This is a genomic window from Nocardia elegans NBRC 108235 (assembly GCF_001612845.1).
Taxonomy (GTDB): Bacteria; Actinomycetota; Actinomycetes; order Mycobacteriales; family Mycobacteriaceae; genus Nocardia; species Nocardia nova.
Genome location: NZ_BDBF01000002.1, coordinates 174,374 through 192,552, shown reverse-complemented (window position 1 = coordinate 192,552; position 18,179 = coordinate 174,374). Strand labels below are relative to the sequence as shown.

At 67.1% G+C, this 18,179-nt stretch carries 17 protein-coding genes; 7 read left to right on the top strand and 10 right to left on the bottom strand.

The window, feature by feature from the left end; translation table 11 throughout:
• Positions 1 to 33: 33 nt before the first annotated feature.
• Positions 34 to 498, bottom strand: coding sequence for a hypothetical protein (locus tag NE2_RS02965; protein ID WP_063023626.1), 465 nt, complete (start codon positions 496 to 498; stop codon positions 34 to 36).
• 124 nt (positions 499 to 622) lie between these two features.
• Here NE2_RS02965 and NE2_RS02960 point away from each other — a divergent pair, with 124 nt between their 5' ends.
• The 4 genes from NE2_RS02960 (at position 623) to NE2_RS02945 (ending at position 4,240) form a co-directional block, all read left to right on the top strand.
• Complete coding sequence (locus NE2_RS02960; RefSeq protein ID WP_063023821.1) at positions 623 to 1,243, top strand: PadR family transcriptional regulator; 621 nt, start codon at positions 623 to 625, stop codon at positions 1,241 to 1,243.
• 111 nt (positions 1,244 to 1,354) lie between these two features.
• Positions 1,355 to 2,446, top strand: a complete 1,092-nt coding sequence (locus tag NE2_RS02955; protein ID WP_063023820.1) for a saccharopine dehydrogenase family protein — start codon at positions 1,355 to 1,357, stop codon at positions 2,444 to 2,446.
• 334 nt (positions 2,447 to 2,780) lie between these two features.
• Complete coding sequence (locus tag NE2_RS02950; protein ID WP_063023624.1) at positions 2,781 to 3,464, top strand: hypothetical protein; 684 nt, start codon at positions 2,781 to 2,783, stop codon at positions 3,462 to 3,464.
• A 110-nt stretch (positions 3,465 to 3,574) separates the two neighbouring features.
• Positions 3,575 to 4,240 (top strand): phosphate signaling complex PhoU family protein, encoded by a 666-nt coding sequence (locus NE2_RS02945; RefSeq protein WP_063023622.1) that lies wholly within the window; start codon positions 3,575 to 3,577, stop codon positions 4,238 to 4,240.
• A gap of 19 nt (positions 4,241 to 4,259) precedes the next feature.
• Here NE2_RS02945 and NE2_RS02940 read toward each other — a convergent pair whose 3' ends face one another.
• Positions 4,260 to 5,189 (bottom strand): family 43 glycosylhydrolase, encoded by a 930-nt coding sequence (locus NE2_RS02940; RefSeq protein WP_307617027.1) that lies wholly within the window; start codon positions 5,187 to 5,189, stop codon positions 4,260 to 4,262.
• Between the two features lie 239 nt (positions 5,190 to 5,428).
• Here NE2_RS02940 and NE2_RS02935 point away from each other — a divergent pair, with 239 nt between their 5' ends.
• Positions 5,429 to 6,142 carry a hypothetical protein gene (locus NE2_RS02935; RefSeq protein ID WP_233429633.1) on the top strand — a complete coding sequence of 238 codons (714 nt, stop codon included), beginning with the start codon at positions 5,429 to 5,431 and terminating at the stop codon, positions 6,140 to 6,142.
• 55 nt (positions 6,143 to 6,197) lie between these two features.
• On the opposite strand, the gene NE2_RS02930 is transcribed toward NE2_RS02935, so the two are convergent.
• The 7 genes from NE2_RS02930 to NE2_RS02905 all read right to left on the bottom strand — a co-directional run bounded on the left by NE2_RS02930 (position 6,198) and on the right by NE2_RS02905 (position 14,819).
• Positions 6,198 to 7,031 (bottom strand): DUF8832 domain-containing protein, encoded by an 834-nt coding sequence (locus tag NE2_RS02930; RefSeq protein WP_063023620.1) that lies wholly within the window; start codon positions 7,029 to 7,031, stop codon positions 6,198 to 6,200.
• Positions 7,032 to 7,224: 193 nt separating this feature from the next.
• Positions 7,225 to 8,187, bottom strand: a complete 963-nt coding sequence (locus NE2_RS02925) for a DUF8129 domain-containing protein (RefSeq protein WP_063023618.1) — start codon at positions 8,185 to 8,187, stop codon at positions 7,225 to 7,227.
• Between the two features lie 156 nt (positions 8,188 to 8,343).
• A complete protein-coding gene (locus NE2_RS02920) occupies positions 8,344 to 9,078 on the bottom strand; it encodes an O-methyltransferase (RefSeq protein ID WP_063023817.1) in 735 nt (244 codons plus the stop codon).
• Between the two features lie 170 nt (positions 9,079 to 9,248).
• The gene (locus NE2_RS02915; protein WP_063023616.1) at positions 9,249 to 13,199 is read right to left on the bottom strand and encodes a non-ribosomal peptide synthetase; all 3,951 of its coding nucleotides are present in this window, start codon (positions 13,197 to 13,199) and stop codon (positions 9,249 to 9,251) included.
• A gap of 62 nt (positions 13,200 to 13,261) precedes the next feature.
• A complete protein-coding gene (locus NE2_RS02910; RefSeq protein WP_063023614.1) occupies positions 13,262 to 14,026 on the bottom strand; it encodes an amino acid hydroxylase in 765 nt (254 codons plus the stop codon).
• A 26-nt stretch (positions 14,027 to 14,052) separates the two neighbouring features.
• Positions 14,053 to 14,370, bottom strand: a complete 318-nt coding sequence (locus NE2_RS35430; RefSeq protein ID WP_146165272.1) for a hypothetical protein — start codon at positions 14,368 to 14,370, stop codon at positions 14,053 to 14,055.
• On the bottom strand, positions 14,337 to 14,819 hold the full coding sequence (locus NE2_RS02905; RefSeq protein WP_063023612.1) for an alpha/beta hydrolase: 483 nt from the start codon (positions 14,817 to 14,819) through the stop codon (positions 14,337 to 14,339). The genes NE2_RS35430 and NE2_RS02905 overlap by 34 nt, the downstream gene beginning before the upstream one ends.
• A gap of 680 nt (positions 14,820 to 15,499) precedes the next feature.
• Between NE2_RS02905 and NE2_RS36865 the strand changes: the two genes are divergently transcribed.
• Together NE2_RS36865 and NE2_RS02890 are read left to right on the top strand one after the other, a co-directional pair.
• Complete coding sequence (locus tag NE2_RS36865) at positions 15,500 to 16,117, top strand: hypothetical protein (RefSeq protein WP_227463022.1); 618 nt, start codon at positions 15,500 to 15,502, stop codon at positions 16,115 to 16,117.
• 336 nt (positions 16,118 to 16,453) lie between these two features.
• On the top strand, positions 16,454 to 16,975 hold the full coding sequence (locus tag NE2_RS02890) for a MarR family winged helix-turn-helix transcriptional regulator (protein WP_063009232.1): 522 nt from the start codon (positions 16,454 to 16,456) through the stop codon (positions 16,973 to 16,975).
• 161 nt (positions 16,976 to 17,136) lie between these two features.
• Here NE2_RS02890 and NE2_RS02885 read toward each other — a convergent pair whose 3' ends face one another.
• Complete coding sequence (locus tag NE2_RS02885; RefSeq protein ID WP_063023608.1) at positions 17,137 to 18,156, bottom strand: hypothetical protein; 1,020 nt, start codon at positions 18,154 to 18,156, stop codon at positions 17,137 to 17,139.
• Positions 18,157 to 18,179 lie beyond the last annotated feature (23 nt).

Here is an 18,179-nt window from a genome sequence, read left to right as displayed (position 1 = left end):
CGGGCGTTTGCCGCCGCCCGGCGCGGTCCTCGGTCATCGCGGCGCGTTGGCCGGGTCGGCGAGGGTCGGGGTGCGTCCCTGCCGGCGTGCCTGCTGGGCGTCGTCGAAGAACTCGCGGCTGAACAGTGCCGAGAGGATCGCGATGCCGCCGCGGTGAACGCGGAACTCGCTCTTGGTGCTGGCTCCGGTCAGCCGGACGACTCGGCCGGCGGCATCCTGCGGCCGGGCGAAATCCTTCACCCGGCCACGCCCGGTCCACTCCAGGTCGCTGTGCTCGACGACCGCGTCGTCGGGAACCAGCAGCTTGACCATGGCGTGATCCACGTCGGCATGGACCACGATCGGGTCCTCGCCCTCGATCCACGGCGAGCGCAGGTCGATGACGACGCTCGCGTAGCGGGCCTTCACCTCGAAGGCGGTGGCGTGGGTCCAATCGCCGAGACGCTTGGCGGTTTCGTGATCGGCGTGAATGCGGACGGTGTCGGTCGTGAGGGTCATTGTTCTGGTCCTTCCGGATCTCAGTGGTCGGGTTCGCCTGCCTCCCAATAGTGACACACAAACTAGTATCGAAGCAACTAGTTTTTCGAAAACTAGTTGGGTGGCACCTAGTAGGATGGGTGACATGCCCACCTCCGACCGGTTCAAGCGATCCCCGCTCGCCATGGCGGTGCTCGGCATCCTGCATCTGGAGCCGATGCATCCGTACGCCATCCAGCGCCGCATCAAGGAGTGGGGCAAGGACAAGGTCGTCAATGTCGGGCAGCGCGCCCAGCTGTACAAGACGATCGCGCGCCTGCAGGACGCCGGTCTGGTGGCGGTCCGCACCACCGGTCGCGACCAGCAGTATCCGGAACGCACGGTCTACGAGATCACCGACGCGGGCCGCGATGCCTGCAAGGCCTGGCTCACGGACATGCTCGCCGTGCCCCGCAACGAATTTCCCGAATTCCCGGCCGCCCTGTCGTTTCTGATGCTCCTCGGTCCCGACGCGGCCCGCGAAGAACTGGAGCGCCGGCTGAAAGCGTTGCGCGCCGAGCATTCCGAGCTCGACACGGGCCTCGCGCAGGCCACGCGGTTCGGCCTGCCGCGTGTCACCATGCTCGAGGACGAATATCAGCGCGCGGTCATCGAGGCCGAAATACGGTGGCTGGAAGGCGTTGTCGCCGCCCTCGCCGACGGGACGCTCACCTGGTCGTGGGAGTCGCTGGCACAGTTCCGGGACCAGGCCGCCCCCGGCGACTAGATATGCCACCGTGGCCGGGTGCGGCTCGACGGCCCTATCGTCGGTTACGGTGCCGACGTCGAGACGAACCGGCGCGAACCGCCGGCGACCAACAGGACACAGGGGATGGCAATGGCAAAGATCGTGTTGTTCGGAGCTACCGGATATACCGGCCGGCTGACCGCTCGAGCCCTGCTCGATCGCGGCGCCGAGCCGCTATTGGCCGCTCGTAACGCCACCGCGCTACAGCAGTTCGCGGCCGATCTCGGCGGCGTCGAGACCGCGGTGGCCGACGTAGCCGATCCCGCATCGGTGCGCGCCCTGCTCGGTCGCGGGGACGTGCTGGTGACGACGGTGGGACCGTTCCTGCGGTACGGCGGCCCGGCGCTGGAGGCGGCACTCGAGGCGGGTGCGCACTACTTCGACTCGACCGGCGAAGGCCCGTTCATCCGCCGGGTCTTCGATCACGACGCCGAGGCGCGCCAGGCGGGTGCCGCCCTGCTGACGGCCTTCGGATTCGATTACGTCCCAGGCAATCTGGCCGCCGCCCTCGCGCTGCGCGACGCGCCGGACGCCGCCCGCGTCGACGTCGGTTACTTCATCGCCAGCCCCGGCACCAGCGGCGGCACCCGCGCATCCATGGTCGGCATGTTGTTCGAGCGCGGCTTCGCCCTTCGCGACGGTGACATCGTGCCGGAGCGAACCGGGGCCCGGACGCACACCTTCGATGTAGAGGGCCGCGCGCTCACCGGCGCCTCGATTCCGGGGTCGGAACACCTCGTTCTGCACCGCGCCCATCCGAACCTGCGCGAGGCCGACGTCTATCTCGGCATGCCCGGTGGCGCCGCCCGTGTGCTGCAGGCGACCTCCCTCGTCACGGACACCGTCGCCCGGGTGGCGCCCGTGAAGCACATGGCCGAGAGTGCCTTGAATGCCCTGGTCAAGGGTTCGACCGGGGGACCCGATGCGGCCACCCGGGCCCGGACGCGCACCTGGGCGGTCGCCGAAACCCGAGACGCCACGGGCCGAATCCTGTCCTCCGCCACCCTGACCGGCGTCGACCCCTACGACTTCACCGCCGCGATCCTCGCCTGGGGCGCGCACACCACGCTCGCCGGCGGTCTCGTCGGCACCGGCGCCCTCGGGCCGGTCGAAGCCTTCGGCCTGGAACCGCTCACCGCCGCGGCGGCGGATGCCGGACTGCGCGGGGCCACACCCGCGTAGACTGACTTCCGGATGTGCGAAGACCCGGCCGGGTATGGGTTGGTCCCGGTGACGCGAACCGTTGAACACCGCACCTTCCACAGGTGTGACCTGTACGTCCCTTCCGATGATGTTGCGTGCGAAGGGACTCGGTCATGTCGAAGTTCACTGTTGTTACGAACCACGTCTGATCGACTACGGATTCAGCGCGGTCCGCACCGGGGCAGCCGACGGACACCGCTTTCTGAGGCAGAACCCGCTGCCCGCGTAGAGGGGCGCGGACGGGGGCCGCGACCCGGCGATCGGGCGCTTCCCACGCCGAGCGGTCCCCTCGCGAGCATGGCAGGCTGCGGGCATGGAGCCCTCGCGCTGTGTTGTCCTGGTCCCGACCCACGGATCGATCGCACCGGATTTCGCCCGCAATCTGGCCCGGCTGGAGCATCGTGGTTACGAGGTCCGGACCGTCACGGGATTCGCGGCGATCGATCAGGGACGCAGTCAGATGGCCACCGATGCGTTGCGCGACGGATTCGAAGGGCTGATGTGGATCGATTCCGATATCGCGTTCGATGTGGATTCGGTGGACCGGTTGCGCAAACACGATCTGCCGATCGTGTGCGGGATCTATGCGAAGAAAGGTGTGCGCGGCCTGGCCTGCCATGTATTGCCCGGAACCCGGAGCATCCTGTTCGGTGAGGGCGGGGGACTGCTGGAGATCAAATACGCCGCCACCGGATTCCTGTTCACCCACCGCGACGTCTACGAAACCGTCGCCGAACACGAACAACTTCCGGTGTGCAATCTGCGGTTCGACCGCCCGACCGTCCCGTATTTCCTGCCCATGCTGGTACCCGACGGTGAGCACACCTGGTATTTGGGCGAGGACTACGCGTTCTGTGAGCGAGCGCGGCGCAGCGGCTACTCGATCATGGCCGACAGCTCCTTCCGGCTGGGGCATGTGGGGACCTACAGCTACAGCTGGGAGGAAGCGGGTGCGGATTCGCACCGCTACGCGAGTTACAACTACCGGCTGGGGTGAGTGGCAGACCGCGAGCGAATGTCCGGAACGCGAATTCCGGTTATTTCGCAGCGATCGGGCGGTCCGGCACGAAATTCGCAATGTGCGTCCCACTGGGGTTGAATCGGGATATGCGGTCGGACTATCACGCGAATCTGCGGCAGCTCGCCGAGTTGTTGCATGCGATGTGTGAACAGGACCGGACGGCCATTTCGTCGGCCACCTATGCGGTGGTGAACGCCGATATCGAACAGGCCGAGGCCGCGCTGGACGTCGTCGGCCGGGTCGAGGAGATGGCGCAGCAGACCGAACAGGAAGCGCTGCGGCTTCTGGCCTTGCAGGCCCCGGTCGCCAGCGAGTTGCGGCGGGTGGTGACCGCTATCCAGCTCACCGGCCATCTCCAGCGCATGGGCGCGCTGGCCGGGCACATCGCCACCAGCGCACGCCGGCGCCATCCCGAGCACGTCGTTCCCGAACCGGTGCGGCCGTTGGTCGAGCGTCTCGGCTCGACCGCCTGCGCCATCGCCACGAGCGCCGCGGCGGTGCTCGAAACCGGCGATCCCTACGACGCGGCCGGTCTCGATGCCCAGGACGACGCGCTGGACCATCTGCACGAGCAACTGCTGGCCGCGGTGCTGGACCACGACTGGGCGCACGGCATCACGGCCGCTGTCGACCTCACGCTGCTGGGACGGTATTACGAGCGCTTCGCCGACAATGCCGTGGAAGTGGGACGCCGCACCATCTTCCTCACCACCGGGGAAACCGCCGACAACTGGGCGCCGGACTACGAGTGATCCGGCCCGCCCGCAGATCTCATGGGGCGGAACCGAATTCGGCCAGCACCGTGCCGTGTCGGACGACACCGGAAAGAGCGGGGAGCTCCACCGGCGCCGACCAGGTGCGAAATCCGTCGTAGCTGTCGCTGTAGAGATAGCGGCCCTCGGTGTAGGCGTCGAGATAGATGCGATGCCCGCCGTCGGGCAGCGGCACCACCGACGGGCCTTCCCGCGGGCCGCCCCATCCGGCCCAATCACCTTCGGCCACAAAGGAATACGGGCCCAAGGGATTGTCCGCGACCGTCAGTTCCACGAGTTTGGTGTCCTCGTTCTTCACGAACGCGTACACCCGCCCGTTCCACCGCACCAGCTGCGTGTCGATGTAGCCCAGCGAACCCGGACCGCTCGGGCCGACGCCGAGCAGCGGTATCGGCGGCGCCCAGGCGGAAAGTCCCGCGCCCGCCGGTATCAGCAGGTGCGGGGTGAAGCCGTGCCCCCAGGTCAGCGACACGATGATGCCGACTCGGCCCGCCGCATCGGCATACCACTCCGGGGCCCACGCACCTTCCAGGCGGCCCGGCACCAGCATCGGGACCGAGGCCAGTTCCGTCCACGCGATCCGGTCGCGGCTGCGCGCCAGACCGATCGAGGTCGCATCGGGGGCTTCGGTGTAGGTGAGGTAGTACCAGCCGTCGGTATGCAGCAGCACGCTCGGATCGCGAGCCAACCCGGTGCGCGGTGTGAACGCGCGTTCGGCGACCGGCGTGAACACCGTCGCATCCGCCGACTGGTACACGGCCACGGTGGTGTCACTGTCGGTGCGAAACGCCGTCATGGTGTACCGCGTGGGCACCCGCTGGGGATCGGCGCCGATCCCCGGTAGCGCCGACTGCGCTCGTGCCGTCCCCGGCGCCGACAGGGGCAGTCCGGCCAGCAACGCGAGTGCGGCTCTGCGTCCCATCGCCATGACCAGCGATTGTGCGGTTCGCGCGCGACGATTCGCCGCAGGCGCGCCGGAGCGGACTCGCCTCCGGCGTGGCGTGGCCCCAGCGCGCCGCCGGCTGTAGTGGAATCGATGCGCAGCACCGCGGTTCAGCCCGAACGTGAAGTGATCTTGCTCGACACCACCGGCACCGACCTCCCGGCCGACGCGGCGAAGGCCGTGGCCGACAGAAGGTGGCCAGACCGAAGAGGGAGAACTCACTCGTGCGAACAACTCTTGTGGCGCCCGTGCTGGCTCTGTTGATAGCGGGCGGCGCCGCGACGGCGAGTCCGGCACCCGCGCAATCCGATCCGATCCCGATGAACCCGCGCACGTCGTTCGCTGTGGCCGCACTGATCCCCGGAACCGGTGCCGGCACAAAGAATTTCGACGAGATCCGGCCCGCCCTGTCGATCATCAAGCTGTATCTGGTCGACTACGTGCTGCGCCATGGCGACGGGTCTCCCTCGGATCGGCGGGCGGCGCAGCGCGCGATCCAGCTCTCCGACAGTGCCGCCGCCAGTGAGCTGGATACCAAGTACCCCCACGCCATCGACGCCACCGCCGCGGAATTCGGATCGGCTGATACCCGGCGCGGTTCGTTCTGGGGCGACTCCTACACCAGCGCCCGGGACGTAGCCGAATTCCTCGTCGCCAAGCAACGCACCGATCCCGGTTCGCCCATGCTGCGGTGGATGGCCACCGCGAGCCCGATCGCCGCCGACGGTACGGCACAGAACTGGGGCACCGCGCATCTTCCCGCGATCATCGGCACGAAATGGGGATGGTCGGACGACGGCACCGAGGTCGCCTCGGCCTCCTTCGGTCCCGGCTTCGCGATCGCCGCCTTCACCCACGGCGATGCGAACGACGAGAACGCCGACCTCGCGGTATTCACCGCCCGGACGGGCACCGCCGAACATCCCATCGGGAGGTAGCGGTGTCTGTGGTGGTTCGCTCTGGCCCGGGGCTGACCGCGGCATGCGAGACCGCTCACCCGATTGTCGGCAGGGTGAACGCGGCGGTGCGGACCACGTCGCCGTGCTCGAAATCGAGGAACAGCCGGTAGGTTCCGGGGCCGGGGACGGCGGTATGGAAGGTGACATCCGGGCCCGGGGCGGTGACGCCGTCGCCGGGTTCGCCGTTCGGGTGGACGTGCACATAGGCCAGATCGCCCGCCCGCAGGATCACCAGATGGCCGTAGGCCGCCAGATACGGCTGTAGGTCGGTGACCGGCTCGCCGTTCTTCCGCACGGTCAGGGTGAGCAGGCGGCCCTCGCCGGGCACCAGATCGCCGTCGAGAGTCACCTCGTAGCCGTCGACTTTCGCGGTCCGTTCGGCCGCGGGCGTCGGCCGCGGTTCGTACGCCCCGGTGACGGCCAGATCCGCGCCCAGGGTGATGGTCTTGCCGAGTGCGCGCGGGGCGATGTCGGTGAAGACTCGATACGCGCCCGCCGCCGGCAGGTTCAGCCGCACCGTCCAGATGCCGTCGGCGGTGAGTTCGGGATGCACGTGCCAGAACCCGGTCAGCTCCCGCTGCACCACGATCAGATGCAACTCCCGATCGTGGATCGCGGTGTACTCGGTGACCGGTGCGCCGTCCGGCCCCAGGATACGGAACCGGAAGTCGACCTCACCCGGTGCGAGGATCGGCTCGGCGAGCGCCAAAGTGTAACCGTCCTGGGTGATCTGGAGTCCGCCCGGCAGCCCACCACCGTGCGCGGCGTGCCCGCCGTGGCCTTCGTGCCCGGCATGCTGCTCGCGCGGGCCGTGAGTCCTGTGATTCGCCTGTGCCCCATGGTGATCGAGGTGAGTGTGTGTGGTCATCGTCCCGGCCTTTCGATCTGTTCTCGTCCGACATCGGAGACATTAATACCCCCCGGGGGTATGCGCAACCCATGGCGAGTGAGACCAAGGAGACGGCCGGATTCAAAACGCGACCGGCCGGCCCGGAATCGGGCCGGCCGGTCGGTCGGAATAGCTTCGAACGAAGTGCTGAGCTCGTTCGGGGGAGTGCCCGTCAGCTCAGACCGGTCACTTCCTGCGCGATCGCGGCGAGCCGCGTCTGGGCGGCCGAGACGACGCCGTGGCGGTTCTTGTGGGCTTCCTCGTAGGCGACGATCGCGCGGATGTCGGCCGGCTCGGTGAGCTCCTTCACCGCGGCGACAGCTTGGGACACGTTCAGCTCGTCGTAGTCGCCGACCGGGAGCTCGCCGGGTTCGAGAACACCCGTGGTGGCGCGGATCGAATGCAGGGCATCGGCGGCCGCCCCGGCGCCTTCGTGGCGTGTGACCTGCTCGGCGGTTTCGAGCGCGGCATCGCGCGAGGCCGACAGCGTCTTGACGGCGACATCACCGGCGTGGGCTCCCCGGGCGAGCAGCTCACCGAGCGCCGGCGGGGTGGTGCGGACGGTGTCCAGCGCGCGATCGAGGCCGCGAGCCGACCACGTGACGGGCAGGTTGAACAGTTTCACCGCGGTCCCCGTCGCCGCCTGCAGAACGGTGCGGCGCAACGCGGCCGGTCCGCCGAGGGCGTCCTCGGCCAGGACGGTGGTCAGCCATTCCACGGTGGCCGAATGCGCGGTGATCAGCCGGTCGGCCAACGTCACGACCTCGCGCTGACCCGCGGCGGTAGCCAGGGCCTTGATGTAGCGTGCGCGGTCGAGCAACTGGTGCTCCAGCGCCAGGTCGCCGAGCAGCGCCTCGTCGAACGGCTGAGCCTGTTCGGCCATCGCCTTGATGGCAGCGACCGCGCGGCCGAGGAACGGGCCGACCACCTCGGGCACACTGCCCAGATCGCGGATCGCCGCCTCGATGGCCTCGGCGCGGGCGCGGCCCTTGTCGGCGTTCTCGGACAGCTCCCTGCGAACCGCCTCGGTCCGGGCCTGAGCGATCCGGGTCTCGGCCACCTGGATCTCGGTGTTGGTCAACGTCAGCACAGCTCGCAGCTGGGCCAGCAAGGTGGAAGTATCGGGAGTGCTCATGCGAATCTCGTCCTTCGGCGTATAGGCGGCATCAGGTCGGGGCGCAACGTTGCACCATATCTGCGACTACCCGCCATTACCGATGATTAACATGTTCGGCGACCACACGATCGCGGCAGGGGGCAGTCGTGGATCGGCCGGGCGGTCCTGATTCGGTCAACCGAGATAAGTCGATTCGAGGACGATGTCTGTGAGCACTTTCTGGTATTCGGCATGCGTCCGATGCTCTCGGGTTGTCCACCGAATGCCCTCGTGGCGACGCATGAACGCTCGATACTCCGGGGCGCCCGGGTATTTCACGTTGTCCGCCACCACGACCGAGCCGGGACGCAGCCAGGCCTGATCCATGATCCGGCGGAGATCGGGAAGATATTCGTCCTTCGCGTGGTCGAGGAAGGCGAAATCCAATGTGCCGGGGGAGAACTGGTGGTCGCTGCCCAGCGCGCCGAGAGTCTTCCCCTCGTCGCCCAGGGTGCCGACGATGACGACGATCCGCTCGCCGACGCCCGCGTGATCCCAGATCCGCCGGGCGACAGCGGCATTCGCCGCGTTGAACTCGATCGAGTACAGCACGGCATCGGCCGGCATGACCCGCGCGATGCGCAATGCGCTGTACCCGCAATAGGTTCCGAGCTCCAGCAGGCGCCGCGGCCGCGCGGCGGCGACGGCCCGGTCGAGGATCCGGCCCTTCTCGTCACCGATGTTGATCAGGTAACTCTTGGTGTAGCAGAACTCGTCGATCGCCCGGATGACGTCGTCGATGTCGCCCTTTCGCGCATGCGCGCACACATAGTCGGCCAGCGCCTGTTCCCGGCCGTCGCCGACCTGCCAGGTGGCGCCCATATGCCGGAGGCCGAACAGAAACCGCACATACGACCATCGCAGGAACATCACCGGTTTGCCTACGCTCTCGTTGGCGGCGATCGCCAGGGCGACCGCCGCGACGGCGGCCAGGGCCAACCGTGGGAGACGGAGACCGAACACAGCCGGCCGGCGCGCGGCCAGCAGAATCGACGAAGCGACCGACACCGCGGAGGCCACGATCGCAGTGGAATGCTTGCTCATCTGTTCTCCCCTTCGCCGTGCCGATGCAGTTCGGCCTCCAGGATCGGCCCGATGACCGCGAGGGCCTCGGGGTTGGTCATCTGGGCATGGGTGACGTCGACGCGGTGTTGCGTGATCTGCCCGGACACGAAGGGCCGCCACATCTCGCCGGTCAGCTCGCCGGTGATGCCTTCGGTCGCCGAGAAATACAGCAGATCGCCGTCGAAGCATGCCGGCCGGTAGCTCGTGGACATGGCGACACTGTCGACATATCCCTGGTGGAGGCGTTCGAGCTGCTCACGGCTCAACCCGCGACCGGGACCGGGACTGTCGGCGAGCACGTCCACAGCTTCGTCCAGGGTGAGTGGCCGCGTGTCCGGGGTGGCCGACTCGTTGCCCTGCAGGTGGGTGACCAGATCACGGACGGTGGGCGGCTCCGGCAGGGGCGCACCCTCGTCGAAGGCCACGCTGTCGAACATCACGAGCAGTCCCACGGCGTGCCCCCGGGCGCGCAGCCGGACGGCGAGCGCGTGCGCGAGTTGCCCGCCCAGCGACCAGCCGAGCAGGTGGTAGGGGCCCTCCGGCTGGACGCGCGTGAGTTCGCGCAGATACACCTCGGCGAGCTCGTCAACGGTGTGGTACCTACGCGACTGCCCGGAGACGGCCGGAGACTGCAGACCGTAGACGGGCCGGTCGGTGACGTACCGTAGCAGGCCCGAATAGCACCACGAGAGCGGAACGGCGGAATGCAGGCAGATCAGCGGCGTCCCGGAACCGCTGCCACGCAACGGAAGAACCGGCTCCAGCGCCGAACCGCCGACCGCCACATCGCTGTTTCCGCCGGCCGCCGTGGCCTCGATGGCGGCGGCCAAGGTGTGCACCGTCGGGGTGAACAGCGAGGAAATCGTCACCGTCGTGCCGGTCCGCTCCGACAGTTGCCGGCACAGCTCGACGCCCAGCAACGAGTTGCCGCCGAGTTCGAAGAAGTTGTCGTCCAGGCCGACCCGAGATTGCCCGGTGACCTCGGCGATGGTCTCCGCGACCGTGCGCTCGATCGGCGATGTCGGCGCGCGGAATGCCGGTCGCGGCAACGTCTGCGGATCCGGCAACGCGGATCGATCGGTCTTGCCGCTGCTCGGATTGATCGGTATCTCGGGCAGCGGCACCAGCATCGCCGGAATCATGCCGGGCGGCAGCACGGTCCGTAACCGCGCCAGGACGGCGGTGCGGTCGAAGTGCTCTTTCGGGGCCGCCGTAGGAACGACATAGCCGATCAGCCGATCGCCGAGCGCCTCGGACGTCCACACCCGCACCACGGCCTGATCGACCGTCTCGTCCGCGGCCAGCGCGCGCTCCACCTCGGACGGCTCGATGCGCTGCCCCCGCAGCGAGATTTGAACATCGCCACGGCCGAGGTACTCGAGCGTGCCGTCGGGTTGTTCGCGGACCATGTCACCCGTGCGATACATCCGAGTTCCGGGCTCTCCGTAAGGATTTGCCACGAAACTCTGCGCGGTGATTCCGGGCCGCCCGAGATACCCGCGCGCCAATGCGTCACCGGCGAGATACAGTTCGCCGCGGGCGCCGCGTGGCGCCGGGCGCAGCCGGGCGTCCAGTACCGGAGTCTGCACGCCGGGCAGTCCGCGGCCGATCGTGATGAGCGCGTTCGGATCGAGTGGTTCGGTTTGGGTCACCACGACGGTGGCCTCGGTGGGGCCGTAGGAGTTGAACATCGGGAGCCGGCCCGCCCAGCGTTCGGCCAGTGCCGGCGGGCATTTGTCACCGCCCACGGTGACCGTCCGCAGTGCCGGCAATCGGTCCGGGTCGAGCGTCGCCAGAATGGCCGGTGTGACCACCAGATGGGTGACGCCCTCGTCCTCCATCACCTGCGAAAGCCGCTGTCCCGCAATGATGTCCGGCGCGAGTGCCACCAGCTTCGCTCCGGGCGTGAACGCGGAGAGATATTCGAGCATCGACGCATCGCAGAACGGTGAATGTGCCTGCAACACCACCGAATCGCTGCCGATGCGGTTACGGGTGCGCAGATCGTCGGCCAATGTCGCCAGACCTTCGTGGGTGCTCAGCACTCCCTTGGGTTCACCGGTCGATCCGGAGGTGTAGATCAGATAGGCCGGGTGAGCAGCTCGCAGCGGTCGTATCCGATCCGCGTCGGTCACCGCGGCGGTCGACCGGGCCGCGGCGGCACGGGTGAACTCGTCGCTGTCGAGCAACAGCCAATCGACCGCGGTGCTCTCCAGAGGCGTGTGCCACTCGGTGCGGGTGATGCCCAGCGCCGCACCGGAATCGGCGATCAGCTTCGACACGCGCGCCGGCGGATCGGCGGGATTGACCGGGAAGAACACCGCGCCGGCCCGGGCGACCGCCCACAGCGCCATGACCGATTCCACCGACCGGGACAACGCCACCGCGACAACGACTTCCGGCCCGGCTCCGTGCGCGATCAGCTCGCGCGCCCACTGCGCGGTCGTCTCGTCGAGTTCGCGATAGGTCACCGACCGGTCCGGCCCACTCAGTGCGATCCGTTCACCGGCATCGATTCCGCCGGAGAGCAACTCCGGCAGCAACCGCTGGTGCTGCCGCTGCTGCGGGGCGGCGATCGTGTGGGTACCGGCGACGGCCGCGAACACCTTCTCCGTATCGTCGGCCCACAGGAATCGGGACAGGCACTCCATGAACTGCTGCCGATACCCCTCCACCTCGTCTGCCCGATACAGCTCCGGGTTGGCGTGGAAGTCGACGACGAACGGCTCGTCGCCGAAGCGGTAGCAGCTGATCGCCATATCCTCCACCGGGCCGGCCGAAAGCAGTTGCGTCCGACCGCGAACGGCGCCGAAATCGATGCTGTCGGGCAGGCTGAGAACGTTGATCAGCGGGCCGTAGCCGTGGCGACCGGCCCGGCCCACGCCGTGGTCACGGAGCAGGTCTTCGTGCCGGTACAACTGGTGGCGCAGCGCGCCGATCATGTTCAGGCGCACCTGGCGGACGAGGTCGCCCACCGTGCTCTCGGCCACGCCCCGCACTCGCAACGGCACCACGTTGGAAACCATCCCGGCCGACTGCCGCAGCGCTCCCGTGGTGCGACCGGCGACGGGCAGCGACACCGTGACATCGGTATCACCGGTCATCTGCGCGAGAAAGGCGGTCACCGCCGCGACCAGCACCTCGGCCATCCCCGTGCCGTACCGCCGCGCTGCGGCGTCGAGCCGTGCCATGACCTCCGCATCGACAATCGCATGCGCGATATGAGGGCGTGCCGAGGGCGCCGCGTACCGCTCGCTGAGGCGGGTCACGTGATCGAGGCCGGCCAGCTCCTTGCCCCAGTACTCGCGGTCGGCGGCGAACCGGGACGAGGACCGATACCGCTGCTCGGCCGCCACGATCTCGGTCAGTGACACCGCCCGGCACGGTGCCGGGGGCCGTCCTTCGGTTGCGGCGGAATGTAATTCGGCCGTTCGATGCAACACCCGAGCGGCGCCTAAACCGTCGACGGCGATGTGGTGGCTGCGCGCATAACAGCGATATCGACCGGGGCCGAGAGTGAACAGCACCGTCTTCGTGACGTCGTCGCCGGTCAGGTCGATGCCCCGATGATGATCCCGGCTCATCCACTCGTCGGCGGCGCGTTCGGGATCGGGGCGATCACTCAGGTCTATGCAGTCGAATCCGGCGTCCAGCTCGTGGTCGAGGTATTGGCGCGGTCGGCCCCCGACGACGGCGAATCGCACATGCGGCGACTGCAATTCGCGCGCGGCGCGGCGGGCGCACTGCTGGAGCAGGCCCAGATCGAGTTCGCCCTGCACATCGGTGTATTGGGAGATGGAGAACGGAACCGAGGGATGTAATTGCTGGGCCAGCCACAGCTCCGACTGCGCTACCGACAATTCGAAGAAGTCCGCGTCCGGAGCCACGCCGTCGTGACGACGCGTGGTACTCGAGAGGTCTACCACCGCAATTCCTTAAATCTCGACGGCGAGGATATCGACGAAAGTGTTTGTGCGAGAAGGCGACATCACGAACCGACCCGCGTCCGGAGAAAGCCCTCGACTTCCGCCGTCATCCGGTCGACCGAATCGGCGACGAAGAGCAGGGGCTGGCAAATGCTGTCGTCGATATCGCTGGTGAGTATGTCCTCGACCCGGAACTCTCGCAGATCCGCATGCACGAAGGACTCCATCTCCGTGACCGAGGACAGAATCGCGGCCCCGTACGCGCGCGGATGACCCTTCTCGGCAACCACGCCGACCTCCAGGGTGAACCAGAACAATCGTGCGATCGCGGCCCGCTCCTCGTCGGAGGTGGCGCGGTTGGCGGCGCGGCCGAAGCAGCGATACAGTTCCGCGAATTCCGGATCGGCGAGTATCACCGCATGTCCGACCAATTCGTGGATGACATCGGGGTCGGGCGAGAACGATTGTTCGGTCACCGGCCGGACGTCCGGGGTCGCGTGCAGGATGCCGTCGGCCATGGGGCCGTAGAACAGGCGGCCCGGCTGGCTTCCGATGGCCGGTGCGAGCTCGAAACCGGTCAAGGACCGAAGCGTGCGGGAAACCTCGCTCATCTGAGGTACCCGGTCGGCGGGCAGTTGAACGATGCGAGCGGCGGCACGATACTCCGTGCATCCCAGTTCCTCGTGCATGGCCCGAAGCGTCGCGAAAACCCGTGACCACAGCGCGTCTTCGTCGCTGCTGTAGACGAATTCGGGCAACGGCTGCCCGGGGCGGCATGCGCGGGCGACGCGCTCACGCTCGGAACGAACGTCGAGACCAACCGTCATCGCAATCAATCCTCTCCTCGAGTTGCCTAAAGTGCGCAGGTCATCACCACTCGGAATCGATCGGCGCTGACAATAGGTGCGTTCTGTGTGCGCGAGTACCCCCGGCTATTTCCTGCAAACAAATCGGCGAAGGCGGCGAGCATAAAGTAGAAGGCCGCTTCCCGCAATACATCTCGGGGAATATTCGGTGAAGATTCTTCGCCGTCCGCGGACCTGCGCGAAAAGTGAAACGGGTTGTCCGGCAAGCGGAAGATTCCCTGCCTGATCTGTCGCTTTTCTCCCGAAATCTTCATGGCGCCTTCACCAATGCTCAGGCGCCGATCGCGGCCGCGAACATCGGCCACGAATCGTGCAGGGCGTCTTGCCGATATCCCCATGCATGGGTTCCCGTCGGCCGGAAATCGATTCGCGCGGGCACGCCGGCGGCGCCCAACGCCGCAGCGAGCCGAGCCGTGCACCCGTTGACCACCGATTCGAAGCCGCCGCCGATGACGACGTGATCGGCGAGCGCGACCGGGTTGTCCGCGACGTCGCGATCGCTCATCGACTCGTGCGGGCCGGGCATCCCTGTCCCCGCCGATATACACAGCGCCGTCCCGCGCAGGCTGTCCGCGTGCAGCGTCGGATCGTTCGCGGCCCACTCCGGATCCGAGGGCGGACCCCACATGTTGACCGGGTTCGCCCCGTAGACCGGATCACCGCCGGCTGACGTGGCCCCCACGGTCGTCGCCGAGAGGAGCAAGACGAAGACCCCGGCGAGCCACCGTAAACCTCCCGCGGGCAGGTTCGGCATCGGCCCCTCCGCTCTTCTCGGGCGAACAACGGTGATCAGTCAAGCTACTACACGGCGAGCGGGGAATTCCCGGTTTGCCGCTACATTGCTGAGCGAGTCTTCTGTCGCTGAGGTCGGCGAATGCTGCGGCCAGGGTCACCGGGTAGGGCCCGGCCTTGGCGGTGTCGCGGCACCCGAGCGCCACCGTGGCACCCGCGGCCGCGATTTGCTCCGCGGCGAAGTATCCGATGCCCGCACTGGCGCCGGTGACCAGAATCGTCTTCCCCTCGGCTCCACAGCCGCTGTGCCATGTCATGCCGGCAACCCTGACACCGTGCTCTTGCACCGCCCTCACGTACCACTGGCACGCGGGCGGATGCCGTGAACGGTAACCACCGGAAAGCTGACGATCGGTGCGACGGGATATATTCTCAGGTCGAAGCTTGTATTCGGGGGAATTGCAGGATTGTTCCCGCTGATGGCGGGAAGAGAGGCGGCGTGGAATTGTGCTGTTTACGAAAAGAAACTTGTCGGAATTAACTTTCCAGTCTGAATAATTAATAGCGGATAATGAAATTCTGGGCGCGTTTTAATTACGCGATTTCGACCATGGAAAGATGAGAAGAGGCTATATTTTAGAAACTCAGTGTTGCGGTCCGACATCCGGTCGTACCGTTGCTCGATATTTTCTGGAGTTAGTCATGAGATCGATCTCTTCCCTGGTTCGTGCCGGCGTTCTCGCTCCGGTGGCGGTCGCCACCGTCTTTTGTCTGGCGGCACCGGCGAATGCCGCCCCGGTCAGCGTGAACTGGAGCTGTAAGGGCACCATTCTCGGGATCGGCCAGACCTCGAGTATGACCACATCGGTCACCGGCACCGCGCCGAGTTCGGCGGCGTCGGGTTCCGCGGTGGCCATCACCCTCACGCCGGGTTCCTCGTCGGTGCCCAGTTCGGCGTCCGGCTTCACGGTGAACAACATCAGCAACTTGAAGATGACCTTCCCGACTCCCGCGAATTCGACATTGGTCTCGGCCACCGCCTCCGGGGGGACCGTGGCCGGCACCGTCACCACGTCGGGTGGGAATGTCGTTCTGACCGTGCCCGGTCCGATCGCCGGCGGTACCAGCTTCACGCCGCCGGCGGTGACCATCAACGTCACCGCCGGTACTCCCGGCACGCCGATCACCAGCAAGTACGCGGGGACCAGCTACACGAATCCCGGTATGACCATGACGACCAACGTCGCCTTGGTCGGCAATGTGGCGACCTCGTGTTATCCGAATCCGTCCCCGACCCTCACCACCACATCTGTCAGCTGATTCCGCGGACAGGGGCCACGGCGTGACGGCCGGTGTCCGCGCCGGCGGCCGGTGGTGAACATGCCTGGACCGGGTTGTGTCAGCAGCCCGGTCCAGGTCTCACCCGGGCGGGACGGGTGACCGCTGTTCCTCATAGTGGTTGCCCCGCTTCACGTTTGGAGTACGGGAAACCGTTGGACCGAATTCTGAAATGCACCGTATCGCATGGGTCGGTGTGTCGTACAGTGCATGTCCGACACTGCCCACGGTCGCTTCGCCGGCCGCGGCGGTGCCAGCTTTCGTGATGTTCGTCAGCCGCGGTTCGGCTGTCGTCCGAATCGATTGACAGGAGCACACATGCCCGCTTCAATCGCCCGGCGGCGATCCCGGAGAACGGCCGAACCCGCCCGACTCTCGGTCGAACTCAAAAGGGCCCTGGAGTTCTACCACGGAACCGTCGAGGACCTGGCCCGCGAATTGATCAGAGTGCTGGGTGTGAACGAAACCGACCGGCGTGCTTTGGAAATCGTGCTGGCCGACGACGAGAAGTCGACGACGCCGGGACTGCTGGCCGAACGGCTCGGCATCACGGCTGCCGGCGTCACGATCATGCTCAATCGGCTGGAAAAGCAGGGCTATATCGCCCGCTCGCTGCATCCGACCGATCGTCGTCGCGTGATAGTGATGGCCACCGAACTCGCGGCGTATCGCATACGAGAAATCGTCGTGCCGATGCTCGTCGAGAGTTACAAGATGTTGTCGAGCTGGTACGACTCGCACGAACTCGAAATAATCGCCGACTTTCTCACCCGCGCGGGTGAGCTGCAACAAATCCACCGGCAACGACTGCGCGACGTGGATCCCTACTCGAGGTCCTGAAACCGGCCGCGAAGCATCGCAGATGCCCCGCCTGTTCGGCGAGGCGACACCGTAATGCGTACGTGTCGGTGTTCGCGGAACTGCCGGAATTCGACGTCCGACGCTCGGGCGTGTTTTCGGTGGCGGAGGCGGTGTGAGCACCGGTTCCGGCGGTCGGCGCATCACAAGGAAGAAAGCGGTGGGCGGATGCGAACCGTCGACAACAGCGAACAGCGAGTGACAGCAACCGATATCGATGATGAGCCTCGGCGTCGAATTCCGCGGTCGGGCGGACGATTCCGGCGGCAGATCTCGCGCGCGGGAGTGGTCACCGCGTTGGTGACCACGGCGATCGGGATCACGCTCGTGGTACGAGCGGATTCGGGCCCGCCGGCGCACGTGAACGAGGCGCAGGCGCACCCCGGCGAACCCACCGTGCAGACTCTCGACTGCGGCGCTGTTCCCAGCGAAGCCGGCGCGGTGAACGCGAGCACGATGTCCGACGCGTCGAGCGAGATCTCCGTACCGGACGACGGCACAGGCAGTACCGACACCACCGCCGATTCCGGGATCGCGCCACCGGCCGTGGATCCCCCCGATCCCGGTGCAGGCCAGGCCACTGCGACAGAATCCACGACGGCCACGACGACGGATACCTCGACGCCGGCCTCGACGGCGGCGTCGGCCGGCGCGAGTTTCTCTGCCACGGCGAGCCTTTCGATCCAGATCTTGCCCGGTGTGCCGGATCCGGGCGCGGTCGTCTCACCAACGATATCCACGGCACCTACGACTTCGGTGGAGACATCGACGGTGACGGTAACTGCCGATCCGAGGACGGAGACCACGACCCTGCCGGCCACGACGGTGCCGACCGCCACTCTGCCTTCCACGAGAGTGCCGATCGCCACGCTGTCGACCACCACGACTACGGCACCGGCCGGCACCACGACGACGGCAGCCAGGGGCACGACAACCAAGTCCACGACGGCCTCCGCAAGTACCTCGATCGCGGCGAGTTCGACGACTTCCACGTCGCCGGAGGTCGCCACGACACCCGGGACGACCACATCGACAAGGCCCGCAACGACCACAACGTCGGCGACGAAACCTCCGATGCCGACCAAGTCGGCGCGTCCGACGACTCCGTCGATCGCACATCCACCGACCACATCGCCGAAACCCGCAGTGGGATAGGCGATCACGCGATCGAGGGTGCGCTCGCTCG

Excerpts from the sequence above, each read along its gene's own strand:
- NE2_RS02965 (WP_063023626.1), bottom strand. The coding sequence starts at position 498 with ATGACCCTCACGACCGACACCGTCCGCATTCACGCCGATCACGAAACC.
- NE2_RS02960 (WP_063023821.1), top strand. The coding sequence starts at position 623 with ATGCCCACCTCCGACCGGTTCAAGCGATCCCCGCTCGCCATGGCGGTG.
- NE2_RS02955 (WP_063023820.1), top strand. The coding sequence starts at position 1,355 with ATGGCAAAGATCGTGTTGTTCGGAGCTACCGGATATACCGGCCGGCTG.
- NE2_RS02950 (WP_063023624.1), top strand. The coding sequence starts at position 2,781 with ATGGAGCCCTCGCGCTGTGTTGTCCTGGTCCCGACCCACGGATCGATC.
- NE2_RS02945 (WP_063023622.1), top strand. The coding sequence starts at position 3,575 with ATGCGGTCGGACTATCACGCGAATCTGCGGCAGCTCGCCGAGTTGTTG.
- NE2_RS02940 (WP_307617027.1), bottom strand. The coding sequence starts at position 5,189 with ATGGCGATGGGACGCAGAGCCGCACTCGCGTTGCTGGCCGGACTGCCC.
- NE2_RS02930 (WP_063023620.1), bottom strand. The coding sequence starts at position 7,031 with ATGACCACACACACTCACCTCGATCACCATGGGGCACAGGCGAATCAC.
- NE2_RS02925 (WP_063023618.1), bottom strand. The coding sequence starts at position 8,187 with ATGAGCACTCCCGATACTTCCACCTTGCTGGCCCAGCTGCGAGCTGTG.
- NE2_RS02920 (WP_063023817.1), bottom strand. The coding sequence starts at position 9,078 with ATGTTCCTGCGATGGTCGTATGTGCGGTTTCTGTTCGGCCTCCGGCAT.
- NE2_RS02910 (WP_063023614.1), bottom strand. The coding sequence starts at position 14,026 with ATGACGGTTGGTCTCGACGTTCGTTCCGAGCGTGAGCGCGTCGCCCGC.
- NE2_RS02905 (WP_063023612.1), bottom strand. The coding sequence starts at position 14,819 with ATGCCGAACCTGCCCGCGGGAGGTTTACGGTGGCTCGCCGGGGTCTTC.
- NE2_RS36865 (WP_227463022.1), top strand. The coding sequence starts at position 15,500 with ATGAGATCGATCTCTTCCCTGGTTCGTGCCGGCGTTCTCGCTCCGGTG.
- NE2_RS02890 (WP_063009232.1), top strand. The coding sequence starts at position 16,454 with ATGCCCGCTTCAATCGCCCGGCGGCGATCCCGGAGAACGGCCGAACCC.